This is a genomic window from Pseudoalteromonas sp. 2CM39R (genome assembly GCF_023161845.1).
This window is the reverse complement of record NZ_JALNTM010000003.1, coordinates 294569-314397: the sequence shown is the minus strand read 5'-3', so window position 1 is coordinate 314397 and position 19829 is coordinate 294569. Positions and strand designations below refer to the sequence as shown.

The window sequence follows — 19829 nt, the reverse complement described above, 5'->3', positions numbered from 1 at the left end:
TTATTAAATGAAATTTTCACACTTTTTTATCCAGCGACCGATTTTTGCGGCTATGCTGTCGCTAATTATTTTGATTGCGGGTGGCATTTCTTTATTTCAGCTGCCAGTCAGTGAATACCCAGAAGTTGTGCCACCCACAGTGGTAGTGACAGCCAGTTATCCGGGCGCAAACCCAACGGTTATTGCACAAACAGTGGCAACACCGCTTGAACAAGAAATAAACGGCACTGAAAACATGCTATATATGTTTTCACAAGCGACCAGTGACGGGCGCATGACTTTAACCGTAACATTTGCCTTAGGGACGGATTTAGACCGTGCTCAAGTACAGGTGCAAAACCGAGTAAATAGTGCATTACCGAGGTTACCACAAGAGGTACAGCGTTTAGGGGTAGTTGCTGAAAAGTCATCACCCGATTTAACCATGGTGGTGCATTTATATTCACCACAGAATAGCCATGATACGGCGTATTTATCAAATTATGCCGATTTAAACATTAAAGATGAAATAGCTCGTTTACCTGGCGTGGGTGATATTCAGCTATTTGGCGGTGGTAAATATGCTATGCGTGTGTGGTTAAATCCAGATGCATTAGCAGCACGTGAGCTTACAGCAACCGATGTTGTGGCTGCTTTGCGCTCGCAAAATCAGCAAGTTGCAGCGGGTAGCTTAGGTGCTCAACCAATCTCTAACGATAGCCAATTTCAAATTTTATTAAACGTGAAAGGCCGCCTAAACAGCATTGAAGAGTTTAAGCAGGTCATTATTAAAGTAGGTGAGCAAGGGCAACTTACGCGTTTGTCAGATGTGGCGCGTGTTGACTTAGGCCAAGACTCGTACTCACTGCGTGCTGAACTTGATAATCAACCCGCATTGGCAATGCCAATATTTCAACGCCCGGGTTCAAATGCAATTGAGCTTTCAGATCAGGTCCGTGAAACCATGGCACGTTTATCGAAAGATTTTCCTGAAGGTGTTGAATACGACATTGTTTATGATCCAACTGTGTTTGTTCGTGGCTCTATTGATGCGGTAATAGCGACATTGCTTGAAGCAATCGCATTGGTTGTTATTGTAGTTATTGTATTCTTACAAACGTGGCGCGCATCTATTATTCCGCTTATAGCTGTGCCAGTTTCACTCATTGGTACCTTTGCTGTAATGCAATGGCTTGGTGTTTCTATTAATACCTTATCGCTATTTGGTTTAGTACTGGCTATAGGTATTGTGGTTGATGATGCGATTGTAGTGGTGGAAAATGTTGAACGAAATATAGAAAACGGCTTATCGCCGCTTGAAGCAACACGCGTTGCAATGACAGAGGTAACCGGCCCAATTATTGCCATTGCATTGGTATTGTGTGCGGTATTTATTCCAACGGCCTTTATTACTGGACTTTCTGGACAGTTTTATAAGCAATTTGCTTTAACCATAACTATTTCAACAGTTATTTCAGCGTTTAACTCACTGACATTGTCACCGGCGCTAGCAGCCTTATTGTTAAAATCGCACGACGCAAAACCAGATGCGTTTACCCGCTTATTAGATAAGTTATTTGGTCGCTGGTTATTCAAGCCATTTAACCGACTGTTTAACCGTGGTGCAACAGGGTATGAAAAGCTAGTACAAAAGCTTATTCGTATGAGCGTGGTGGTAATGGTTGCTTATGTTGCTTTAGTTGGTGGCACGATTAAGTTGTTTGACGCGGTACCTGGTGGCTTTATACCACAGCAAGATAAGCAATACTTAGTTGCCATTGCGCAGCTACCAGATGCAGCAAGTTTAGACAGAACTGAAGCGGTTGTAAAACAAATGCAGCAAATAGCGCTCGAGGTTCCAGGTGTTGCAAACACTGTGGCGTTTCCAGGCCTATCTGTAAATGGTTTTACTAATAGCCCTAATAGCGGCATTGTGTTTACACCTTTGGCGCCTTTTGAAGAGCGTACCGATCCGAGTATGTCGGCTTCGGCTATTGCGGCGCAGTTAAATCAGCGTTTTGCGGCAATTGATGAAGCGTTTGTGGCTGTATTTCCGCCACCGCCAATTCAAGGATTAGGCACTACAGGTGGCTTTAAACTGCAAATTGAAGATAGAGCAAACAAAGGCTTTGAAGCATTATTTAATAGCTTGCAATCAGTGATTGCTGCGGCGCAAAAAGATCCGGCGTTAATGGGGCTGTATTCAAGCTTTAGAATTCAAGTACCGCAAATGGATATTGATATTGACCGCGAACAAGCACTTATCCAAGGTATTGCGCTTGATGAAGTATTTAACTCATTGCAGATTTATTTAGGCTCAGTGTATGTAAACGACTTTAATATGTTTGGTCGTACTTACCAAGTAAATGCTCAAGCAGATGCTGAATTTAGGGTAGACCCAGAGCAAATACTAAACCTAAAAGTACGTAATCGTGCAGGTAATATGGTGCCACTAGGCTCAGTGCTTACGGTAACGCCAACTATAGGCCCTGATCGTGTTATGCACTACAACGGTTACCCAAGTGCTGAACTTAACGGCAGCCCAGCGCCAGGTTACAGCTCAGACCAAGCGCAAACAGCGATTGAAAATGTATTGGCGAAAACGCTACCTACTGGTATTGAATATGAGTGGACTGAGGTAACGTATCAGCAAGTACTTGCCGGCAATACTATGGTGTACGTGTTCCCACTGGTGGTATTGCTTGTGTTTATGGTACTGGCTGCACAGTATGAAAGCCTACGTTTACCATTGGCCATTATTTTAATTGTACCTATGACTATATTCTCTGCGTTATTAGGGGTGTGGTTTGTAGGCTCAGACAACAATATATTTACCCAAATAGCGCTAATTGTACTGGTGGCACTGGCCTCTAAAAACGCCATTTTAATGGTGGAATTTGCCAAAGATAAACACGACACTGGATTATCGCACCTTGAGGCTATGTTGGCAGCGTGTCGCATGCGTTTACGTCCTATTTTAATGACCTCAATTGCCTTTACCGCGGGTGTAATTCCGTTAGTGTTGGCAACCGGCGCCGGTGCTGAAATGCGTCATGCAATGGGTAACGCAGTATTCTCAGGTATGATTGGTGTGACTGTATTTGGGCTATTATTTACGCCAGTGTTTTACATGCTGGTGGTAAAAAAGCAGCGCGCTGAGGAGTCTTCAAATGACTAAATTACATTTAAACAAATTTAAAATGCCGGCATTTTTAGGCTCTGTGTTAGCGATTGCAGTGTTATCTGGCTGTGCGAGCAAAATAGATACAGCAGCTGAGCAACAACAAGTAAACAAGTTTGTTGCCCAAGCAATATCGGCAGAACAGTATGTTGGTGAAGATGAGCAAAACTGGTGGCACAAGCTTGGTTCAGCGCAATTAAACCAGCTTGTTAGCAACGCTTTGGCTAATAACTACGACTTACAAACGAGTCAGTTAGTGCTTAAAAGTGCGTTGGCACGTATTGGTGAACAACAAGCACAATACTTACCGCAAGGCGGTGTTGAGGTTGGAGCTAAACGAAGTGGACTAGGCGATACCAATAGCCGACAATCAAGTGCAAATGTTGCACTTGACTGGCAGCTCGACTTATTTGGTCGAATAACTGCACTGGTTGATGCAGCAAATTCACAAGCTATGAGCCAAGCAGAGCAAGTTAGGCTATTACAAATTGAAATTGTGTCATCTGTGGTTAAAGGGTTTGCCAGCTATCAGGGCAACCTGCAAAAGCAACAAATTATTGAAATGCAAATTGAAGCGCTCGAACAAAGTATTCAAGTGCTGCAAGCGCAAGTAGATGAAGGTGTGGCAAATGAGCTTGATTTAAACCGCACCATGGCGCAACTTAGGCAGCAACAAGCGCTCATTCCGGCGATTGAATATGCTAAGTTTCGTGACTTATCTACACTAGCGGTATTAAGTGCACAACCAACGCAATCACTGAGTATTGATGATGAACGCGCTATATTGAGTAAGGCATTTCAAGTGTCATTAGCAAAGCCTAATCAAGCGATTGCACTGCGGCCCGATATTAGCCGAGCAATATATGACTTTAGCCAAGCAAATAGTTTAAGTGTGGCAGCCAGTAAAGCTCTATTACCCGATATCAGCTTAAGTGGTTTTGCGGGCGTACTAAGTCTGGGTAGTAATGGTTTTAGCGACACCCAGCAGCAGTGGCAAGTTGCACCGCAAGTACAATGGTCTTTATTAAGTTATCCTGCGTTGATGGCTCAGCGTGATGCGCAGCAATTTTTAAGTCAAGCTGCTTATACTGACTATCAACAAGTGGTGTTAAAAGCCATTAACGAGAGTGAACTTTCATTGCAATACTTGGTCAATCAAGCACAGCAATCGCGTTTTGCTGAGCAGCGGTATCAATTTGCTAATAATGCATTTTTACAAGCACAAGCAATGTATGAAGAAGGGCAAATTCCTTACTTAGAGTTGTTAGATGCACGTCAGGATGTTTTAATAGCACAAGAAAATGCCGTTGATTCAACTATTTCATCGTTATTGGCTAAGGTAAATGCTTACCAGTCATTTAATGGACGATGGAGTTACGCGTTAAGTAGTACTAACTAGTAGAGTTTTTGATGCCTAATACTGTAGTTACAAACCCAAATACTATTCCTTCATCTATGCAGGCTATTGCCTTAATAGAGCCTAATGAGGATATTCACTTAGTTGATATGCAATTACCTGTGCCTCAATGCACAGGTAATGAGCTGTTAGTAAAAGTGGAGTATGTTGGTTTAAATCCGGTGGATGCGCAATTTGCTAAATCTGGCTTTTGTTTATGGCAGTATCCGCATGTTTTAGGCTTGGATGCAGTGGGTGTAGTGGTTAAAGCGGGTAAAGGCGTATTTCCTGGCGTGGGTGAGCGTGTAATGTGGCACGCCAGTATTGGCGAGCAAGGGATATTGAGCGAATACGCAAAAGTGCCTAATTATGCAGTGTCTATCATTCCCAAGCAATTAGCCAGTGATAAGGCTGCTACTTTGCCCTGCGCCGGAATGGCAGCGCTTATCAGCTTAGATAAATTAGCCGTAACTGAAGGCGATACCCTCTTTGTTGAAGGCGGGGCAGGTGCTGTAGGTCAATTTGCTATTCAATTTGCAAAGCAGCGTGGTGCCGATGTATTTACAACCGCCTCCAAGCGTAACCACAAATTGGTTAAGCAGCTAGGGGCTGATGTAGTTTTTGATTACAATGACAAAACCTTGTGTGACAAAATTCGCCGAGAGCTTGGCCCACAAGGATTTGATGCCGTTATTGATATTATGGGTGGGGAATCGACCATTCAAAATATCGAACTAATGCGTTTTTGCGGTCGTATTGCTTGTTTAAACCCACTGCCTAATTTTGAACAGCAGCTAATGTACCGTAGAGCACCCAATATTAGTATTGTATCCTTAGGTGGCGCGTGGTTAGCCAATAGCCTATGCGCGCAGCAGCGCATGAGTTTTATGGGTAATTTGTTGCTTGAAACGGTCTCTAATGGCGAAATAACTCCTCCAGAAGTATTAGCTGTTGATTTTAACGCAAAGGCTGTTTCTAGCGCATTAAATAAACAGCTTGCAGGTGGTTTTACAGGTAAACAAGTGGTTAAAATAAGCTAGGTTTACTCACATTCCCATATTTAAAAAGCGCAGCCTAATTTTAGGCTGCGCTTTTTTGTTTCTACTTTCTTACCAAATCTGTATTTACGGCGATATAGGTCTGAATTATTAAATTTTTTACAAAAAAAATAATAATTCAGCGTACAGTTGTAAGCCTTTTTATTTCAACAGTTTACGTTCCGGTAAAGAAAATAAATTGCAAAAACTGTTAATTAATTGAATAGAGTAATTGATCTAAACCGATTTTTATGACGTAATGTAGGTATTATTTATCTGGTCGGATGAGTTCGTTATGAGTTTACGTACAAAATTAAAAAAAGTATTACCAAGTATTTCAGTTACTGAGCAAGAAGCGCTAGACGCTGGCGATGTATGGCTAGAAGGGTCTATCTACCAAGGTAAACCAGATTTTAGCGCGCTACGCGATGTACCTGCGGCAAAACTAACCGCAGACGAACAAGCGTTTCTAGACGGTCCAGTACAAGAACTACTAAGCATGATTGATGATTCAGTCATTCAAAATGGTATTCATTTACCAAACGACATTTTAGAGTTTTTGAAAAAAGAGCGTTTCTTCTCGCTGATCATCCCTAAATCGTTTGGCGGTTTAGAGTTCAGCCCATACGCTAACTCAACAATTGTAGGTACTATTGCGACTAAGAGTTCAGCGGTTGCGGTAACTGTAATGGTACCAAACTCGTTAGGCCCAGGTGAGTTACTACTTCACTTTGGTACAGAGGAGCAACAGGCACATTACTTACCACGTTTAGCAAATGGTATAGACATTCCATGTTTTGCATTAACCAGCCCAGAAGCAGGTTCTGACGCAGGCGGTATTCCTGATGTAGGTACTGTTACTAAAGGTATGTACAACGGCGAAGAAGTACTTGGCCTAGAAATTACGTGGGACAAGCGCTACATTACACTCGCGCCAATTGCCACTGTACTTGGTTTAGCATTTAAAGTAGTTGACCCAGATGGTCTACTAGGTGGTAAAGAAAACCTAGGTATTACTTGTGCACTTATTCCAAAAGAGCACCCAGGTGTAGAACTTGGTAATCGTCATGATCCTATGGGCATTCGTTTTTACAACGGTACTACACGTGGTAACAAAGTATTTGTACCAATGGATTTTGTTATCGGTGGTCAGAAAAATATCGGCCGTGGTTGGCAGATGCTAGTTAGCTGTTTAGGCGCAGGTCGTGGTATTTCATTACCAGCGTTGGGTGTAAGTACAGCGCAAGTGGCGTTAAAATCAGCTTCAGAATACGCAGCAGTGCGTGAGCAGTTTGGTTTATCAATTGGCCAATTTGAAGGTATTCAAGAAAAGCTAGCTGACATTGCAGGTAAAACATACCTACAAGAAGCAATGCGAGTACTGACAACTGAAGGTTTAGGCATGGGCTTAAAACCATCGGTAGTAACTGCAATCGCTAAATACCATATGACAGAGCTTGGCCGTGATGTGCTTGACTCAGCAATGGATATTCAAGCGGGTAAAGCAATTCAGAATGGTCCTCAAAACACGCTTGCTAGCGGTTATGTGGCGCAGCCAATTGCCATTACGGTAGAGGGCGCAAACATTCTTACTCGTAACCTGATGATCTTTGGTCAAGGTGTTATGCGTTGTCACCCATACTTACAATCTATGGTTGAGTCTATCCACAGCGATGATAAAAACGCAGATGCAGAATTTAACGGTATTTTACGTAAAACAATTGGTTACAGCACAGCAAACAGCTTACGTGCGTTCCGTTTAGGTGTGCTACCGTTTACCGCGAGTGCAAACTCAGCATTACCAGAAGTACGTGACTACGAAAAAGCAGTGCAAAAACTATCAGCTAAATTAGCTGTCTATGCTGACTTCTCGTTACTAGTACTTGGCGGTAAATTAAAGCAAGCTGAAATGCTTTCAGCACGTTTAGGCGATGTAATGAGCTTCTTGTATGCAGCTATGGCATCTATTAAGTATTACGAGCAAAAAGTAGCAAGCAGCGAGCGTGAGCAAGCGGCTCCTTACTTCCATTATGCGACTCGTTTTGCACTACAAAGTGCAGAAGAAGCATTGCACAAGTTCTTAGATAACTTCCCTGCAAGTGGTACTCGTAAGTTCATTCGTTTCATTACTATGAACTACTCAACTAAAATGCCAAAAATTAGCGATGATTTAATTCGTGAATTAGCAAAACAAGCTCAGCTTGATACGGCATTTAAAGCGCAAATCACCCATTTAGTTAAGCCAATTGAAGGTGATGGTCATCACATCAACGAGCAAGCTTACAAAGCTAAAATGGCATCATTAGAGCTATTAGCTAAAGTGAAAAAAGCGCTACGTGCTAAAACCTTTAAGCCGGGCACGCGTTTTTCAATCACACTTGAAAATGCACTTGCTGCAAAAGTAATTAACGACGCTGAATTTGTTCAGTTAAGTGATTACAACAAAAAGCGTGAAAAAGCGATTCGTGTTGATGAGTTCGACTTCGATATGAACATCCTAGACGACAACGCACAGCCAGTTAATCCGCTTAAAAGCGTGGTTAACCAATAAAATTCAATAATGCAAAGCGCCTGCAGTTTAGGCGCTTTTATTGATACAAAATTAGTGTGGAGTCCTGCTTGAGTAACATCAAGCGGGGCTTTTTTATGGGTGTGATTTAAGCTCATAACTAATTACGACTAATTTGATGGTACAGAACATTATTAAACGTTGTTTTAGTGTGTTTTAACAATGGGTGGTAAATAACCTACGTAATTACTTGTTTACAATAGAGTTGTTTAGTGGAATTATTAAGCGAATGTAATATACGCCGTTTTGAAGGTTATAACCCCCAAAGTGGTGTTTAATAAGCTGTTATGTTTTAGGGAAAAATTATGATTTATACGACAACGGAAACTGTTCCTGGCAAGGAAATCGAAGCTGTATTGGGCATAGTTAATGGCAACATGGTTCAGTCTAAACATGTTGGTCGAGATATCATGGCTGGTTTAAAAGGAATAGTGGGCGGCGAACTCAAAGGCTATACCGAGATGTTGATGGAAGCTCGAAATGTAGCGTTAGAACGATTAATAGAAGATGCAAAAAAGTTAAATGCCGATGCAATAGTAGGAATACGATTTACAACTAGCTCAGTTACTGATGGGGCATCAGAAATATTAGTGTTTGGCACAGCCGTTAAACTTCGAACATAACAAACAATTTAAGCAGATTCGAAACGCTTGGCATTTTTGGTGTTTTCTTCCAAAGCCAAGAAATGAGGACGCTTTCCTCTTTTCTGCACTGTATTAAAAGAACAGCCTGACTAAAAGTTTAAAGTTGGCAATGTGTTAACTTATTTGTTAAAAAGAAATTAATAAATATATTAGTGGGGCGCTGGCAGAGATATGCGCGATGAGCACACTATAAAATTGTTATGCGCAAATGGAGTCTGCATGAGTAAAATAATCAAACTATCAGCATTAGTGCTGATCATATTTATTGCTTTATGGCAGCTGAGTAAGAATGAAAAATTTCAATTTTTTGGTAACCTTATAGATCGAGTAGAAACAACTGAAAAAGTAGTCGCATTAACTTTTGATGATGGTCCGACTAGACTTAAAACAAAAGAAATTCTCCAAATCCTAGATGAATCAGAAATTAAAGCTACATTTTACCTAGTCGGCAAAGCTATAGAAGAAAACATTCAAGAAACAAAAAATATCATTGATAAAGGTCATGAAGTTGGAAACCATTCATATACTCATCAACGTATGGTTTTGAAAAGTTATAACTTTGTTACAGATGAGCTAGAAAAAACTAATGAGTTAATTACAGAGGCAGGTTATAAAGGTGAAATACATTTTAGACCACCTTATGGTAAAAAATTGTTTTCGCTACCTTATTATCTAAATAATAATAATATAACTACCGTTACGTGGGATGTGGAGCCTGAAACTTATTTAGATAAAAATGCTAGTGCAAGTGATATATCCGATTACGTTGTCCAAAATACTAAGCCAGGGTCAATTATTCTTTTACATGTAATGTTTAAATCTAGAAGTAATTCAATGGCTGCGGTACCTTTAATTGTTCAGCAGTTAAAAGATAAAGGTTATCGCTTTGTTACAGTATCTGAATTAATAGGCAGTAGCGCATAACAAGGTGCTTAAAAGGACTAAAACAGTTTGCTCGTTTTTTGCAAAGTACCGCAAAAAAGCCAGCCAACCATTTTAGCCTCTTAGCAAAGCGTTAGCTATTCAAGGAAATTTAGCATTCAATGAAAAACTTTATTTTAATCATCTTAGTAAGCTTAATTGCGGGTTGTGCTGCAAACATTAAGCAATCAGTAAAAACATCGAACATGCAGCAAGGAGCCATACCAAATAGTATATCAGTAGCTATATCCTCATCTAATTCAATCTCTAAAAGTAGAGATTTAACTAAAAGTATCACTGAACTTAATACATTAATAACTACAGATTACAAAGGTAATTTGATACCAAGCAACTCATCTAATCAGGCTGATATCTCCGTGGAAATAACAATAGAGCATTTTCGTTATGTTTCAGGGTTTGGTCGATTTATGGCAGGTGTAATGGTAGGTGATGCCGAATTGATGCTAAACGTTAAGCTCGTAGACCTATCCACAAACCAAATAGTTAGTGAATCGCAACTAGACACTCGTTCAGAGTTTAGTGAAGGAATATTCGGTGCTACAACTTCTAGACAGTTAGAAGCTATGTCTAAAAAGATAGTTGATATCATCAATTCAAGTGCAAAGAATAGCTAACAAGCAATCAGGCAGGGACAAATGCTAGTTGGCCAAACAACGGCCAAAACGCTCCCATGAGCACCTGTTGTAAGGTGTTATATGAAATTAGGAGAGAACTTATGTTGAGAAGGATGTCTTGGATATTGCTGGTTTGTACATTTTGTGCCCATTCAAGTGAAGAGGTACTTTCTATTGATAGAGTTGTACCTAATAGTTTTGATTTGGCCTTCCCAAATGAATCAAACATTCAGCCAGAGCAGAGTGATTTTAGTGTAAATAATTTTGTATTAATGAGTAATGATTCTGGTGAGCGTTGGGCGGTAGTAACCTTGACTAATATGGCATCAGGTCGACGAAGTCTAACTAATAAACACCTAATGGCTATCGTTGCAGATGGGCAGCGAATTGCGCCATTGGAGTTTTTACAATCATTCAAAGCAGATGAGACACTATCGCTAACTATCAACTTTGGTGAAAGTAAATTTCCTTTGCTATCAATATATTCAAGGTCTGGCAAATAACAAACACATCAAGGTGCTCGCAAACTGGCAGGAACATCAAAACTACGCGGTGATTGAGTTTGGGCTTGGCCAAGTTTAACTAAATCGCCGTTACGTTTTAGCCCTTTATACGGGCTTATTTGCACAAGGAGGCAAAGTGAATATCAGACATATTTTATTACTCGTTATCATCTTATTTATATCTGGTTGTACTAGGTCAGGCCAGCTTTATTATGTTGATGCTAAAGGTAATGAGAAACTTGGTTGTGATGTAGAATTTGTAGGTATGCCAAGTGTTGATAAATTTGCTGTTGAATATGCTTTAAGCCTTTGCGCTAAAAGCATTGTTAAAAAAGGCGGCGTTATTCAGGAAGAGCACCTTTTAATGGTTGATACAGCTATTCCCTTAGCTCCATGTGAAAAGGCTTGGACTCACGAATTAGCTAAGCAACAATATCAGGCTAAAAAGTTAACTAAGAAAGAGTATGGCTATATTGTTGCAAATATAGATTTAGGTTTAGCAACAGTCAATAACTGCACATAACAGGCGCTTAAGCGCGGGCTGCTAACAGCTGACTTAGCTTCGCTACATACACTTTAGCCAACAATTATCAGCCCATTATGCGGGCTTTAGGTTTTTATCAAAATATGGAGTTTTATTCTAATTATGGAAGAATCAGTTCAAGTCGAAAATAATGAAGATAGTATAGAGAAATCTCGAAGTGTAGAAAAAAATAAAATCCAAAATGAAACTATTACAACAGAGTTACATTTTGAGTTGTTAAAACAGTATGCATGGCTATCATCAGCAATAATAGGTGCTGTTGTTATACTTATTCAATTAAAAGTACTTACCTTTGGCTCAAAGGTTTATATTCCTTTAGGTTGTTTTTGTTTTTCAATTCTTAACTCTTTAATTGCTCAAGAATATATAGTTGAGTCATTAACAAAAGGTAAAACTATTTATGATATCTCTAAAAAAGTCTATATATTACGCAACTTTTCTATATTTGGTTTAGGGGTTGGCGTAGGGTTACTTGCTAATAGCTTTATTTAGACAACAAACACATTAAGCAAGACAAAACAGTTGGCTTTTGTTTCTACGTCGCTTATTTTAACCAACTATTTTATTGCCTCTAATGGGGTGTTAAATACATAAATGGAGTTTAGATGAATATTCAAGTTTTTAGACCAAAACAATTTGTAGATATGGCGAGAGACTATAAGTTGTTTGCGGATGACGTAGAAGTTGCCACTATAAAAAGAGGGGTTACGCAAACAGTAAACATCCCTGATTCAACTAAAACTATTCAAGCGAAAATAGATTGGTGTTCAAGCCAAACTTTTCCTGTAGCCTCAATTACTGACAAAGGAATTATTATTAAAAATTCTTTTGGTAGTAATATATTCAAATTGCTTTTTTTAACTATTTATTATGTCAGTTTCGGTAAAAGCAAATACTTATCGGTAACAAACGGTATTTAGTAAGAATATTCAAACGAAAAAAAACCGTTGGCTGTTTTCACACTGTTTAATATTTTAGCCAACTATTTCAAGTCTGTTTATATTGGCGTTTTACGAACTAAGGAAAGTTATGATTAAATCAATACTGATAATATTTACATTGTTTTTAGCTAGTCTTGCTACCGCTGAAGAGTTTACTGATGTGTCTGAGATCACAGAGCGCTTGGAAGATGACATACCAAAGATTTTAGATAAACACAAAGCTCCTGGTGTTGCACTTGCATTTGTCAATGGAAATAGAGTTCTAGAGTTTCGATCCTATGGTTTTGCCGACGTAGCAGCCAAAACTGAGATTACCCAAAGCACAATGTTTAACGTAGGGTCTATTTCTAAGCTGGTTACTGTTTGGGGAGTAATGCAACTTGTAGCTCAAGGCAAAGTCGATTTAGATGCGCCAATAAACCAATACCTCAAACGTTGGCAGATCCCTAAGTCTGAGTTTAACGCAAAAAAAGTAACATTGAGAAATATCTTATCTCACACTTCAGGCTTGTCACTTGGCCCATATACAGGCTGGGAGTCTCCAGAAAAGTTAACATCTATAGTTGACTCACTAAATGGCAATAACAATGGCGCCGGATCTGTTGAACTTATTCATGTGCCCGATACAAAATGGTCTTATTCTGGTGGTGGGTATTCAGTGGTGCAACTTTTAATTGAAGATGTGTCAGGCATGGCATTTGAAGACTATATGCAGCAATACGTGTTTAAGCCTCTAAATATGAAGGATTCTACTTTTAAAATTACTAAAAAAGTTATCAAAAAGTCGGCAACACCTTACGATAATTCCGGCAAAGTCACGGGCATGGTTTATTTTAATGAGAAAGCAGCTGCTGGTTTACAGACAACGCCAATAGACTTAGCCCGCTTTAATATGGCTGTGTTGCGCAACAACGATGGTGATTATAATGGTTTAGGGTTGCTACCAGAAAAATTAATTGATCTGATGATAAAGCCCGCGCCAAACACTAATGGGCGCTGGAGTATGAGCTATGTTGTTGACGCAAAGAATAGCAGTCTTGGCTTTGCTGGATTTAATCGTGGTTGGGTCTCGCTATCACGCTCTATCACTGACCTTAACTTTGGTTATGTGATTTTAAGTAATAGTAGTATTGGCGCAGTGAATAATGACATTGATAGTCTTATCCTTTCTATTGTTAAACAAAGCCATAACTAAAATGGATACAACAAAGTATTTCAGCGGGTAAAGCGCTCAATTCGACGATAAGTTTGTAGTGGCATAGTTAATTTTGCCGCCCATTCAAAAACTAGCATTCGTTTTTTACATACAGGGTTGTGAAAAAACATACAGAGCTTTTTACTAAGACCTTTTATTAAAAACACCGTCTAATGTTAAGCTAACTAAAATTTAGCAACCTAATATGGCTATGTCTTTTTATCTTCCATTACTTACCCCGTATTTTGAACGTATAGCTATTGGCGAAACCCTAACCTCGCTTTGGAGTGGCTGTGGTCAAATTGTGAAGTGTCAACTTGATGAGCAAGCCTGTGTGATTAAAGCGATTAAAGTACCCGATCATATTAATCACCCTAAAATTAAACAAAGCAGCTTTGCGCTTAATAGAAAGCGTGACTCTTACCACGTTGAATATACGTTTTATCAGCAATTTAGTCATAAGCTGCCCAAGCAAGCGGCAGCTATTGAATGCATTAAAGCAATCAACAAAGGCGATGAGTTTGCCTTGGTGTTTACAGATTTTTCAAAGCTGGGGTACAGCCAAGCAACCACCGAGAATATAAAAGCAATATTAAAGTGGTTGGCACATTTTCATGCCTTTCATTTAAATGCAAAGTTTGATGGCTTATGGCAGCAAGGAAGTTATTGGCATTTAGATACACGCCCTGATGAATTTAATAACTTACCTGAAAAGTCCGATATTAAACAGGCTGCATCACTGTTAAACAGCGCGTTAAAGCAGTGTGATTATAAAACGTTAATTCATGGTGATGCCAAGCTTGCTAACTTTGCCGCTAATAGCCAAGGGCATATTCTCGGTTACGATTTTCAATATGTGGGTGCGGGTGTTGGGGTGATTGATGTAATGTATTTTATGACCAGCTGTATGGATGATTCTGAGCTTCATAAACACGCACAGAGCTACCTTGATTATTATTTTAGCCAATTGAAGCAAGCTCTGAGTGACTATCAACCACACATTAATGCTGATGATGTTGTTACACAATGGGCTCATTTATGGCCAGTGGCATGGGCAGACTTTTATCGGTTTTTACTTGGGTGGAGCCCAGAACACAAAAAGGTTAACAGCTACATGCATGATCAGGTAAATAATTGGTTAGCGAGTAACAACTCATAAACACAAAAATCTTTATAGTTGTGGCTAAATTAAATATTTTGGCACGAACTATGAAATCAAGACTAAAATTAACAGTCAAACGGCCTGTTTTAATATAAAATACGTCAAATTTTTTATCACTAGGTTTATTACTATGGCTATTCACGTTATTTCTCATCCCCTTGTTCAACATAAGTTAGGTTTAATGCGCGCGCATGGAATTAGCACGAAAAGTTTTCGCGAGTTGTGTTCAGAAGTGGGCACATTATTAACTTACGAAGCCACTAAAAATCTAGAATTAGAAGATAACGAAATTACAGGCTGGGACGGTAATAAACTTAAAGTTGAGCACATTAAGGGTAAAAAAATTACCGTGGTGCCAATTTTACGTGCGGGCCTTGGTATGATGGACGGCGTAATGTCGTTACTCCCAGCGGCTAAAGTGAGTGTAGTGGGTTTAGAGCGTAATGAAGAAACTCTTGAGCCAGTTCCCTACTTTGAAAAACTAGTGGGTAATATTGATGAGCGTTTAAGCTTAGTGATTGACCCAATGCTGGCTACTGGTGGTTCTATGATCGCCACCATTGATATGCTTAAAAAAGCGGGCTGTAAAGAAATTAAAGTAATCGTACTGGTTGCTGCACCTGAGGGCGTTGAAAAAACATTAGCCGCTCACCCTGATATTGAGATTTTTACTGCCTCAGTTGATAGCCATTTAAATGAAAAAGGTTACATTATCCCAGGGCTTGGCGATGCAGGTGACAAAATTTTCGGTACGGTTTACTAAGGTTTAGCAGTGCAAAATAATTCTACATTTTCTATAAAAACCATTTTAACCGGTGCCCAAATGCTGTTTGTTGCATTTGGTGCGTTGGTATTAGTGCCAATATTAACTGGCCTAGATCCTAGCGTAGCCTTGTTTACCGCTGGTTTAGGTACTTTGTTGTTTCAATTTGTGACTAAAGGCCAAGTGCCTATTTTTTTAGCTTCGTCATTTGCGTTTATTGCACCCATTATTGCCTCAGTACAAATGTGGGGTATACCCGCCACTATGGGGGGGTTAATGGCGGCGGGCTTTACTTATATGCTATTAAGTTTATTAGTGAAGTTTAAAGGCACAAAAACCTTGCATAAAATTTTGCCGCCAATTGTGGTAGGCCCAGTCATTATGGTGATTGGTCTAGCGCTTGCGCCTGCGGCGGTTAATATGGCGATGGGTAAAAGTGGCGATGGTGGCACACAAATTATTGCCTACGATAGCGCTATTATTATCTCTATGTTCTCATTGCTCGTGACTTTAGTGTTTGCCGTGTGGGGTAAAGGGGTATTTAAATTAATACCTATTTTAGCCGGTGTTGTTGCCGGTTACACGCTATCGTTATTTATGGGTATAGTGCAATTTGAAGCCGTAAGTAATGCACAGTGGTTAGCTGTGCCAAACTTTGTGTTACCAGAGTTTAAATGGCAAGCCATATTATTTATGGTGCCGGTGGCAATTGCACCTGCTATTGAACACATTGGCGATATGATGGCAATTAGCCAAGTTACAAAAAAAGATTATTTGAAAAAACCAGGATTACATCGCACCTTATTTGGTGATGGTTTAGCCACGTCTGCCGCATCCTTATTTGGCGGCCCACCGAACACCACTTACTCAGAGGTAACCGGTGCGGTAATGCTTACTAAAAACTTTAACCCTAAAGTAATGATGTGGACTGCCATTATCGCAATTTGCTTAGCATTTGTTGCTAAAATGGGCGCTAGTTTGCAAACCATTCCGGTGCCAGTAATGGGCGGAATAATGATTTTATTATTTGGCTCTATTGCGGTTATTGGTTTAAACACCTTAGTTAAATCGGGCGATGACTTAAGTGAACCGCGTAATTTAAGTATTGTGGCACTTATTTTAATTTGTGGTATTGGTGGTATGTACATAGGTAGTAGTGAGTTCAGCCTAGAAGGTGTGAGCTTGTGTGCTATTTTAGGCATAGTATTAAACTTAGTATTACCCAAAGCACAGAGCGACCAGAGTTAAGTTTGCACTGTGGTTAAAAATATTGCACCAAAAAAGCGCATTTTAAATGCGCTTTTTTTTTAACCTACTAAAAAGTAACAATAAATAATATTGGTCTAGTAACTGCATTTCCTTAGTCATACCCTATAGTTGACTCAGGGATTGTTATATGGAGACCAAGAGTGTGGATATAAATGCTTTTTTAGTAAAACACCAACTGCCGTTGAAATATCAGTATATTAGCGAGCAGTATTTTTCTGCTATTGCGCAGGACATTCTAACCAGTAAAAAAACAGCCCCTATATTTGTCGCAATTAATGGCTGCCAAGGCTCAGGAAAAACCACACTTGGTGATTATTTAGTAACTTGGTTTAGCCAAAATACCCACCTAAACTGTGTTGCGCTTTCTATTGATGACTTTTATTTATCAACTCAAAAACGCCAACAGTTAGCCCAAGATGTGCATTGTTTATTCGCCACTAGAGGCGTTCCGGGTACACATGATGTTGCGCTGATGGATAACACCATTAGCCGTTTATTAAATACTGAAGTAAATGTACCGCTGCCGCGTTTTGATAAGCAACAAGATGAACCCGTAGCAAAAAATAAATGGTTAACTAATAGTCAGCCGATCGATGTTGTTATTTTAGAAGGGTGGTGTGTAGCCAGTGAACCACAGCAGCCTTTTACTTTAGTTGAGCCTATTAACGAGCTAGAAAAATCATACGATCAACAAGGGTTATGGCGTCGCTGTATTAACAGCTGTTTAGCCAATGAATATAAAACCGTTTTTGATAAAATCGATTACACAATTATGCTCAAAGCCCCGAGTTTTGATGATGTGTTTGCGTGGCGCCAAGAGCAAGAACACAAGTTAATTGCCAAACAAGGGCAGGGCGCAGGCACTATGACTGATGAGCAGTTATTGTGGTTTATTTCTCATTTTGAACGCATCACGCGTGAAAACCTCAACACCCTTAGTGCTAAAGCAAATGCACTTATAGAGCTCGATAGTAATCGAGATGTAACTGCGATGGTGCTTACAAGCGATAGTATTGTACAACCTATCATTTTTACCGATTTAGATGGCACATTACTCAATCACAGAGATTACAACACCGATGCGGTAGATACCTTATTACAAGAGCTGCAATACAGCGGTGTACCTGTGGTATTTAATACCAGCAAAACATTTAGTGAAGTAGTGGCACTGCAACAAGCGCTTAATATTACACAGCCTTTCATTGTTGAAAATGGCTCGGCTGTTTATATTCCTAAAAATTATTTTAATCTCAGGCCAATTGGCTGCAGCGAATACCAAGGCTACTGGTGTTACTCGTTTGCTGCACCCATTAGCAATTTATGGACTGATTTAAAACGCTTAAAAAAAGACTTCGGCGACCAATATAGTTTGTTTAGTGAGCTGACCAGTGAGCAGGTAATGAAAATGACAGGATTAAACCAGCTACAAGCAACGCAAGCACAAACCCGTCAATACTCAGATCCGCTCTACTGGCATGGCGATGAGCAGCAACTAAATGAATTTATCAATGCGATATCAGTATATGGCTACGAGGTTAAAGTAGGCGGGCGCTTTGTTCACATTGGAAAAAATACCGATAAAAGCATGGCTCAGCAATGGTTAGTGCAGCAGTTTAATACGCAGTTTACTAAAGCGCTGAGCATTATTGCGCTAGGGGATAGTGAAAACGATAAGCAAATGCTAGAAGAGGCTGATATCGCCATCATCATTACCAATCCAGAGAGTAAAAAGCCAGTTAAATTAACCTATAACAAAGCGCGCTATTCTCAATTGCCGGCACCGCTAGGCTGGGTTGAAGAAATTACAGCACTACCTTGTATTAACAGTATTTTACCCAGTTCTGAGGAGTATAGTTTACATGGCTGATTTTTACCAAAATGGCATTATTACAACACTACATAACATTGCCAATAGACCCGTAGACGATTTAGAAAAAGAGTTACTTAGCTTTAGTAAACAGCGACCAATGGGGCTTATATTGCCTTCATTATTTAGCGAGTTAGAAGGCCCTGCTTTACAAAATATTGTTAAAGAGCTGCAACAAGTACCGTATTTATCGCAAATAACTATAGGCTTAGACAGAGCCGACGAAAGCCAGTATCGCTATGCATTGAACTTTTTTAAATCGCTTGATCAAAACCATAAAGTGTTGTGGAACGATGGCCCACGTTTGCAGGCGCTTGATAAAGAGCTTCAAGCTTTAGGTGTGGCGCCACGCGAGCTCGGTAAAGGCCGTAATGTGTGGTATTGCATGGGCTATAAACTCGCTACCGCGGAGGTTGAGTCAATAGCACTACATGATTGCGATATTTTAACTTATGACCGAGGCTTATTAGCGCGATTAATTTATCCCGTTGCACATCCTCGATTTAACTATGAATTTTGTAAAGGCTTTTACCCGCGTACTGCCAATGGAAAAATAAATGGTCGAGTATCGCGTTTACTGGTTACTCCGTTATTACGCTCGTTTAAAACCATATTAGGCAGCAGAGACTACCTTGAGTATATGGACTCGTTTCGTTACCCATTAGCCGGTGAATTTTCGTTTAGACGCGATGTATTAAACGATATTCGTATTCCTAGTGACTGGGGATTAGAAATTGGCGTATTAAGCGAGATGTACCGTAATTACTCCCATAACCGCTTATGCCAAGTTGATATTGCCGATAACTACGATCATAAACACCAAGAATTATCGCTGGACGACCAAACTGCTGGCCTTTCTAAAATGTCTATTGATATAACCAAAGCGTTATTTAGAAAGCTAGCGACCCAGGGGGTTACCTTTACCAGCGAAACCATTCGCTCATTAAAAGCGACATATTACCGCATTGGTTTAGACTTTATTGAAACTTATCATAATGATGCGTTAATGAACGGTTTAACACTTGATATTCACCAAGAAGAAAAAGCGGTAGAAATGTTTGCGCAAAATATTATGAATGCTGGCCAACACTTTTTAGAAAACCCAATGGAAGCGCCATTTGTGCCGAGTTGGAACCGTGTAGCTTCGGCGATGCCCGATGTACTAGATCGATTAAAAGAAGCCGTTGAGCTTGATAACGAACAATACAGTTAAATTGGTATAC

17 protein-coding genes are annotated in these 19829 nt (G+C 39.8%); all 17 read left to right on the top strand.

Annotated elements, in window-relative coordinates; all coding sequences use genetic code 11:
* Positions 1 to 7 precede the first annotated feature (7 nt).
* Positions 8 to 3157 (top strand): efflux RND transporter permease subunit, encoded by a 3150-nt coding sequence (locus MTF66_RS08720; protein WP_248527050.1) that lies wholly within the window; start codon positions 8 to 10, stop codon positions 3155 to 3157.
* Positions 3150 to 4559 (top strand): TolC family protein, encoded by a 1410-nt coding sequence (locus MTF66_RS08715; protein ID WP_248527049.1) that lies wholly within the window; start codon positions 3150 to 3152, stop codon positions 4557 to 4559. Before MTF66_RS08720 ends, MTF66_RS08715 begins: the two co-directional genes overlap by 8 nt.
* Before the next feature lie 11 nt (positions 4560 to 4570).
* On the top strand, positions 4571 to 5596 hold the full coding sequence (locus tag MTF66_RS08710) for a zinc-binding dehydrogenase (RefSeq protein WP_248527048.1): 1026 nt from the start codon (positions 4571 to 4573) through the stop codon (positions 5594 to 5596).
* A gap of 292 nt (positions 5597 to 5888) precedes the next feature.
* Complete coding sequence (locus tag MTF66_RS08705; RefSeq protein ID WP_248527047.1) at positions 5889 to 8144, top strand: acyl-CoA dehydrogenase; 2256 nt, start codon at positions 5889 to 5891, stop codon at positions 8142 to 8144.
* A gap of 323 nt (positions 8145 to 8467) precedes the next feature.
* Entirely contained in the window at positions 8468 to 8785 is a 318-nt protein-coding gene (locus MTF66_RS08700) for a heavy metal-binding domain-containing protein (RefSeq protein ID WP_010388994.1), read from the top strand.
* A gap of 240 nt (positions 8786 to 9025) precedes the next feature.
* Entirely contained in the window at positions 9026 to 9730 is a 705-nt protein-coding gene (locus MTF66_RS08695; RefSeq protein ID WP_248527046.1) for a polysaccharide deacetylase family protein, read from the top strand.
* A 119-nt stretch (positions 9731 to 9849) separates the two neighbouring features.
* Positions 9850 to 10362: a DUF4410 domain-containing protein gene (locus MTF66_RS08690; RefSeq protein ID WP_010388992.1), complete on the top strand. Its 513-nt coding sequence runs from the start codon at positions 9850 to 9852 to the stop codon at positions 10360 to 10362.
* A 113-nt stretch (positions 10363 to 10475) separates the two neighbouring features.
* On the top strand, positions 10476 to 10865 hold the full coding sequence (locus MTF66_RS08685) for a hypothetical protein (protein ID WP_374237036.1): 390 nt from the start codon (positions 10476 to 10478) through the stop codon (positions 10863 to 10865).
* A gap of 136 nt (positions 10866 to 11001) precedes the next feature.
* The gene (locus MTF66_RS08680) at positions 11002 to 11388 is read left to right on the top strand and encodes a hypothetical protein (protein ID WP_248527044.1); all 387 of its coding nucleotides are present in this window, start codon (positions 11002 to 11004) and stop codon (positions 11386 to 11388) included.
* Between the two features lie 123 nt (positions 11389 to 11511).
* The gene (locus tag MTF66_RS08675; protein ID WP_248527043.1) at positions 11512 to 11901 is read left to right on the top strand and encodes a hypothetical protein; all 390 of its coding nucleotides are present in this window, start codon (positions 11512 to 11514) and stop codon (positions 11899 to 11901) included.
* Between the two features lie 113 nt (positions 11902 to 12014).
* Complete coding sequence (locus tag MTF66_RS08670; protein WP_008466158.1) at positions 12015 to 12329, top strand: hypothetical protein; 315 nt, start codon at positions 12015 to 12017, stop codon at positions 12327 to 12329.
* Between the two features lie 109 nt (positions 12330 to 12438).
* Complete coding sequence (locus MTF66_RS08665; RefSeq protein ID WP_055011978.1) at positions 12439 to 13545, top strand: serine hydrolase; 1107 nt, start codon at positions 12439 to 12441, stop codon at positions 13543 to 13545.
* A gap of 211 nt (positions 13546 to 13756) precedes the next feature.
* Positions 13757 to 14704 (top strand): ecdysteroid 22-kinase family protein, encoded by a 948-nt coding sequence (locus MTF66_RS08660; RefSeq protein ID WP_248527187.1) that lies wholly within the window; start codon positions 13757 to 13759, stop codon positions 14702 to 14704.
* A 133-nt stretch (positions 14705 to 14837) separates the two neighbouring features.
* Positions 14838 to 15470 (top strand): uracil phosphoribosyltransferase, encoded by a 633-nt coding sequence (gene upp, locus MTF66_RS08655; protein ID WP_008466150.1) that lies wholly within the window; start codon positions 14838 to 14840, stop codon positions 15468 to 15470.
* A gap of 9 nt (positions 15471 to 15479) precedes the next feature.
* Positions 15480 to 16718 (top strand): uracil-xanthine permease family protein, encoded by a 1239-nt coding sequence (locus tag MTF66_RS08650; RefSeq protein WP_010388985.1) that lies wholly within the window; start codon positions 15480 to 15482, stop codon positions 16716 to 16718.
* A gap of 148 nt (positions 16719 to 16866) precedes the next feature.
* Positions 16867 to 18606 (top strand): HAD-IIB family hydrolase, encoded by a 1740-nt coding sequence (locus MTF66_RS08645; RefSeq protein ID WP_248527042.1) that lies wholly within the window; start codon positions 16867 to 16869, stop codon positions 18604 to 18606.
* Complete coding sequence (locus MTF66_RS08640) at positions 18599 to 19819, top strand: glycosyl transferase (protein ID WP_075170245.1); 1221 nt, start codon at positions 18599 to 18601, stop codon at positions 19817 to 19819. Before MTF66_RS08645 ends, MTF66_RS08640 begins: the two co-directional genes overlap by 8 nt.
* Positions 19820 to 19829 lie beyond the last annotated feature (10 nt).

Coding starts and splice junctions, on each gene's coding strand:
- MTF66_RS08720 (WP_248527050.1), top strand. CDS start 8: ATGAAATTTTCACACTTTTTTATCCAGCGACCGATTTTTGCGGCTATG.
- MTF66_RS08715 (WP_248527049.1), top strand. CDS start 3,150: ATGACTAAATTACATTTAAACAAATTTAAAATGCCGGCATTTTTAGGC.
- MTF66_RS08710 (WP_248527048.1), top strand. CDS start 4,571: ATGCCTAATACTGTAGTTACAAACCCAAATACTATTCCTTCATCTATG.
- MTF66_RS08705 (WP_248527047.1), top strand. CDS start 5,889: ATGAGTTTACGTACAAAATTAAAAAAAGTATTACCAAGTATTTCAGTT.
- MTF66_RS08700 (WP_010388994.1), top strand. CDS start 8,468: ATGATTTATACGACAACGGAAACTGTTCCTGGCAAGGAAATCGAAGCT.
- MTF66_RS08695 (WP_248527046.1), top strand. CDS start 9,026: ATGAGTAAAATAATCAAACTATCAGCATTAGTGCTGATCATATTTATT.
- MTF66_RS08690 (WP_010388992.1), top strand. CDS start 9,850: ATGAAAAACTTTATTTTAATCATCTTAGTAAGCTTAATTGCGGGTTGT.
- MTF66_RS08685 (WP_374237036.1), top strand. CDS start 10,476: ATGTCTTGGATATTGCTGGTTTGTACATTTTGTGCCCATTCAAGTGAA.
- MTF66_RS08675 (WP_248527043.1), top strand. CDS start 11,512: ATGGAAGAATCAGTTCAAGTCGAAAATAATGAAGATAGTATAGAGAAA.
- MTF66_RS08670 (WP_008466158.1), top strand. CDS start 12,015: ATGAATATTCAAGTTTTTAGACCAAAACAATTTGTAGATATGGCGAGA.
- MTF66_RS08665 (WP_055011978.1), top strand. CDS start 12,439: ATGATTAAATCAATACTGATAATATTTACATTGTTTTTAGCTAGTCTT.
- MTF66_RS08660 (WP_248527187.1), top strand. CDS start 13,757: ATGTCTTTTTATCTTCCATTACTTACCCCGTATTTTGAACGTATAGCT.
- upp (WP_008466150.1), top strand. CDS start 14,838: ATGGCTATTCACGTTATTTCTCATCCCCTTGTTCAACATAAGTTAGGT.
- MTF66_RS08645 (WP_248527042.1), top strand. CDS start 16,867: ATGGAGACCAAGAGTGTGGATATAAATGCTTTTTTAGTAAAACACCAA.
- MTF66_RS08640 (WP_075170245.1), top strand. CDS start 18,599: ATGGCTGATTTTTACCAAAATGGCATTATTACAACACTACATAACATT.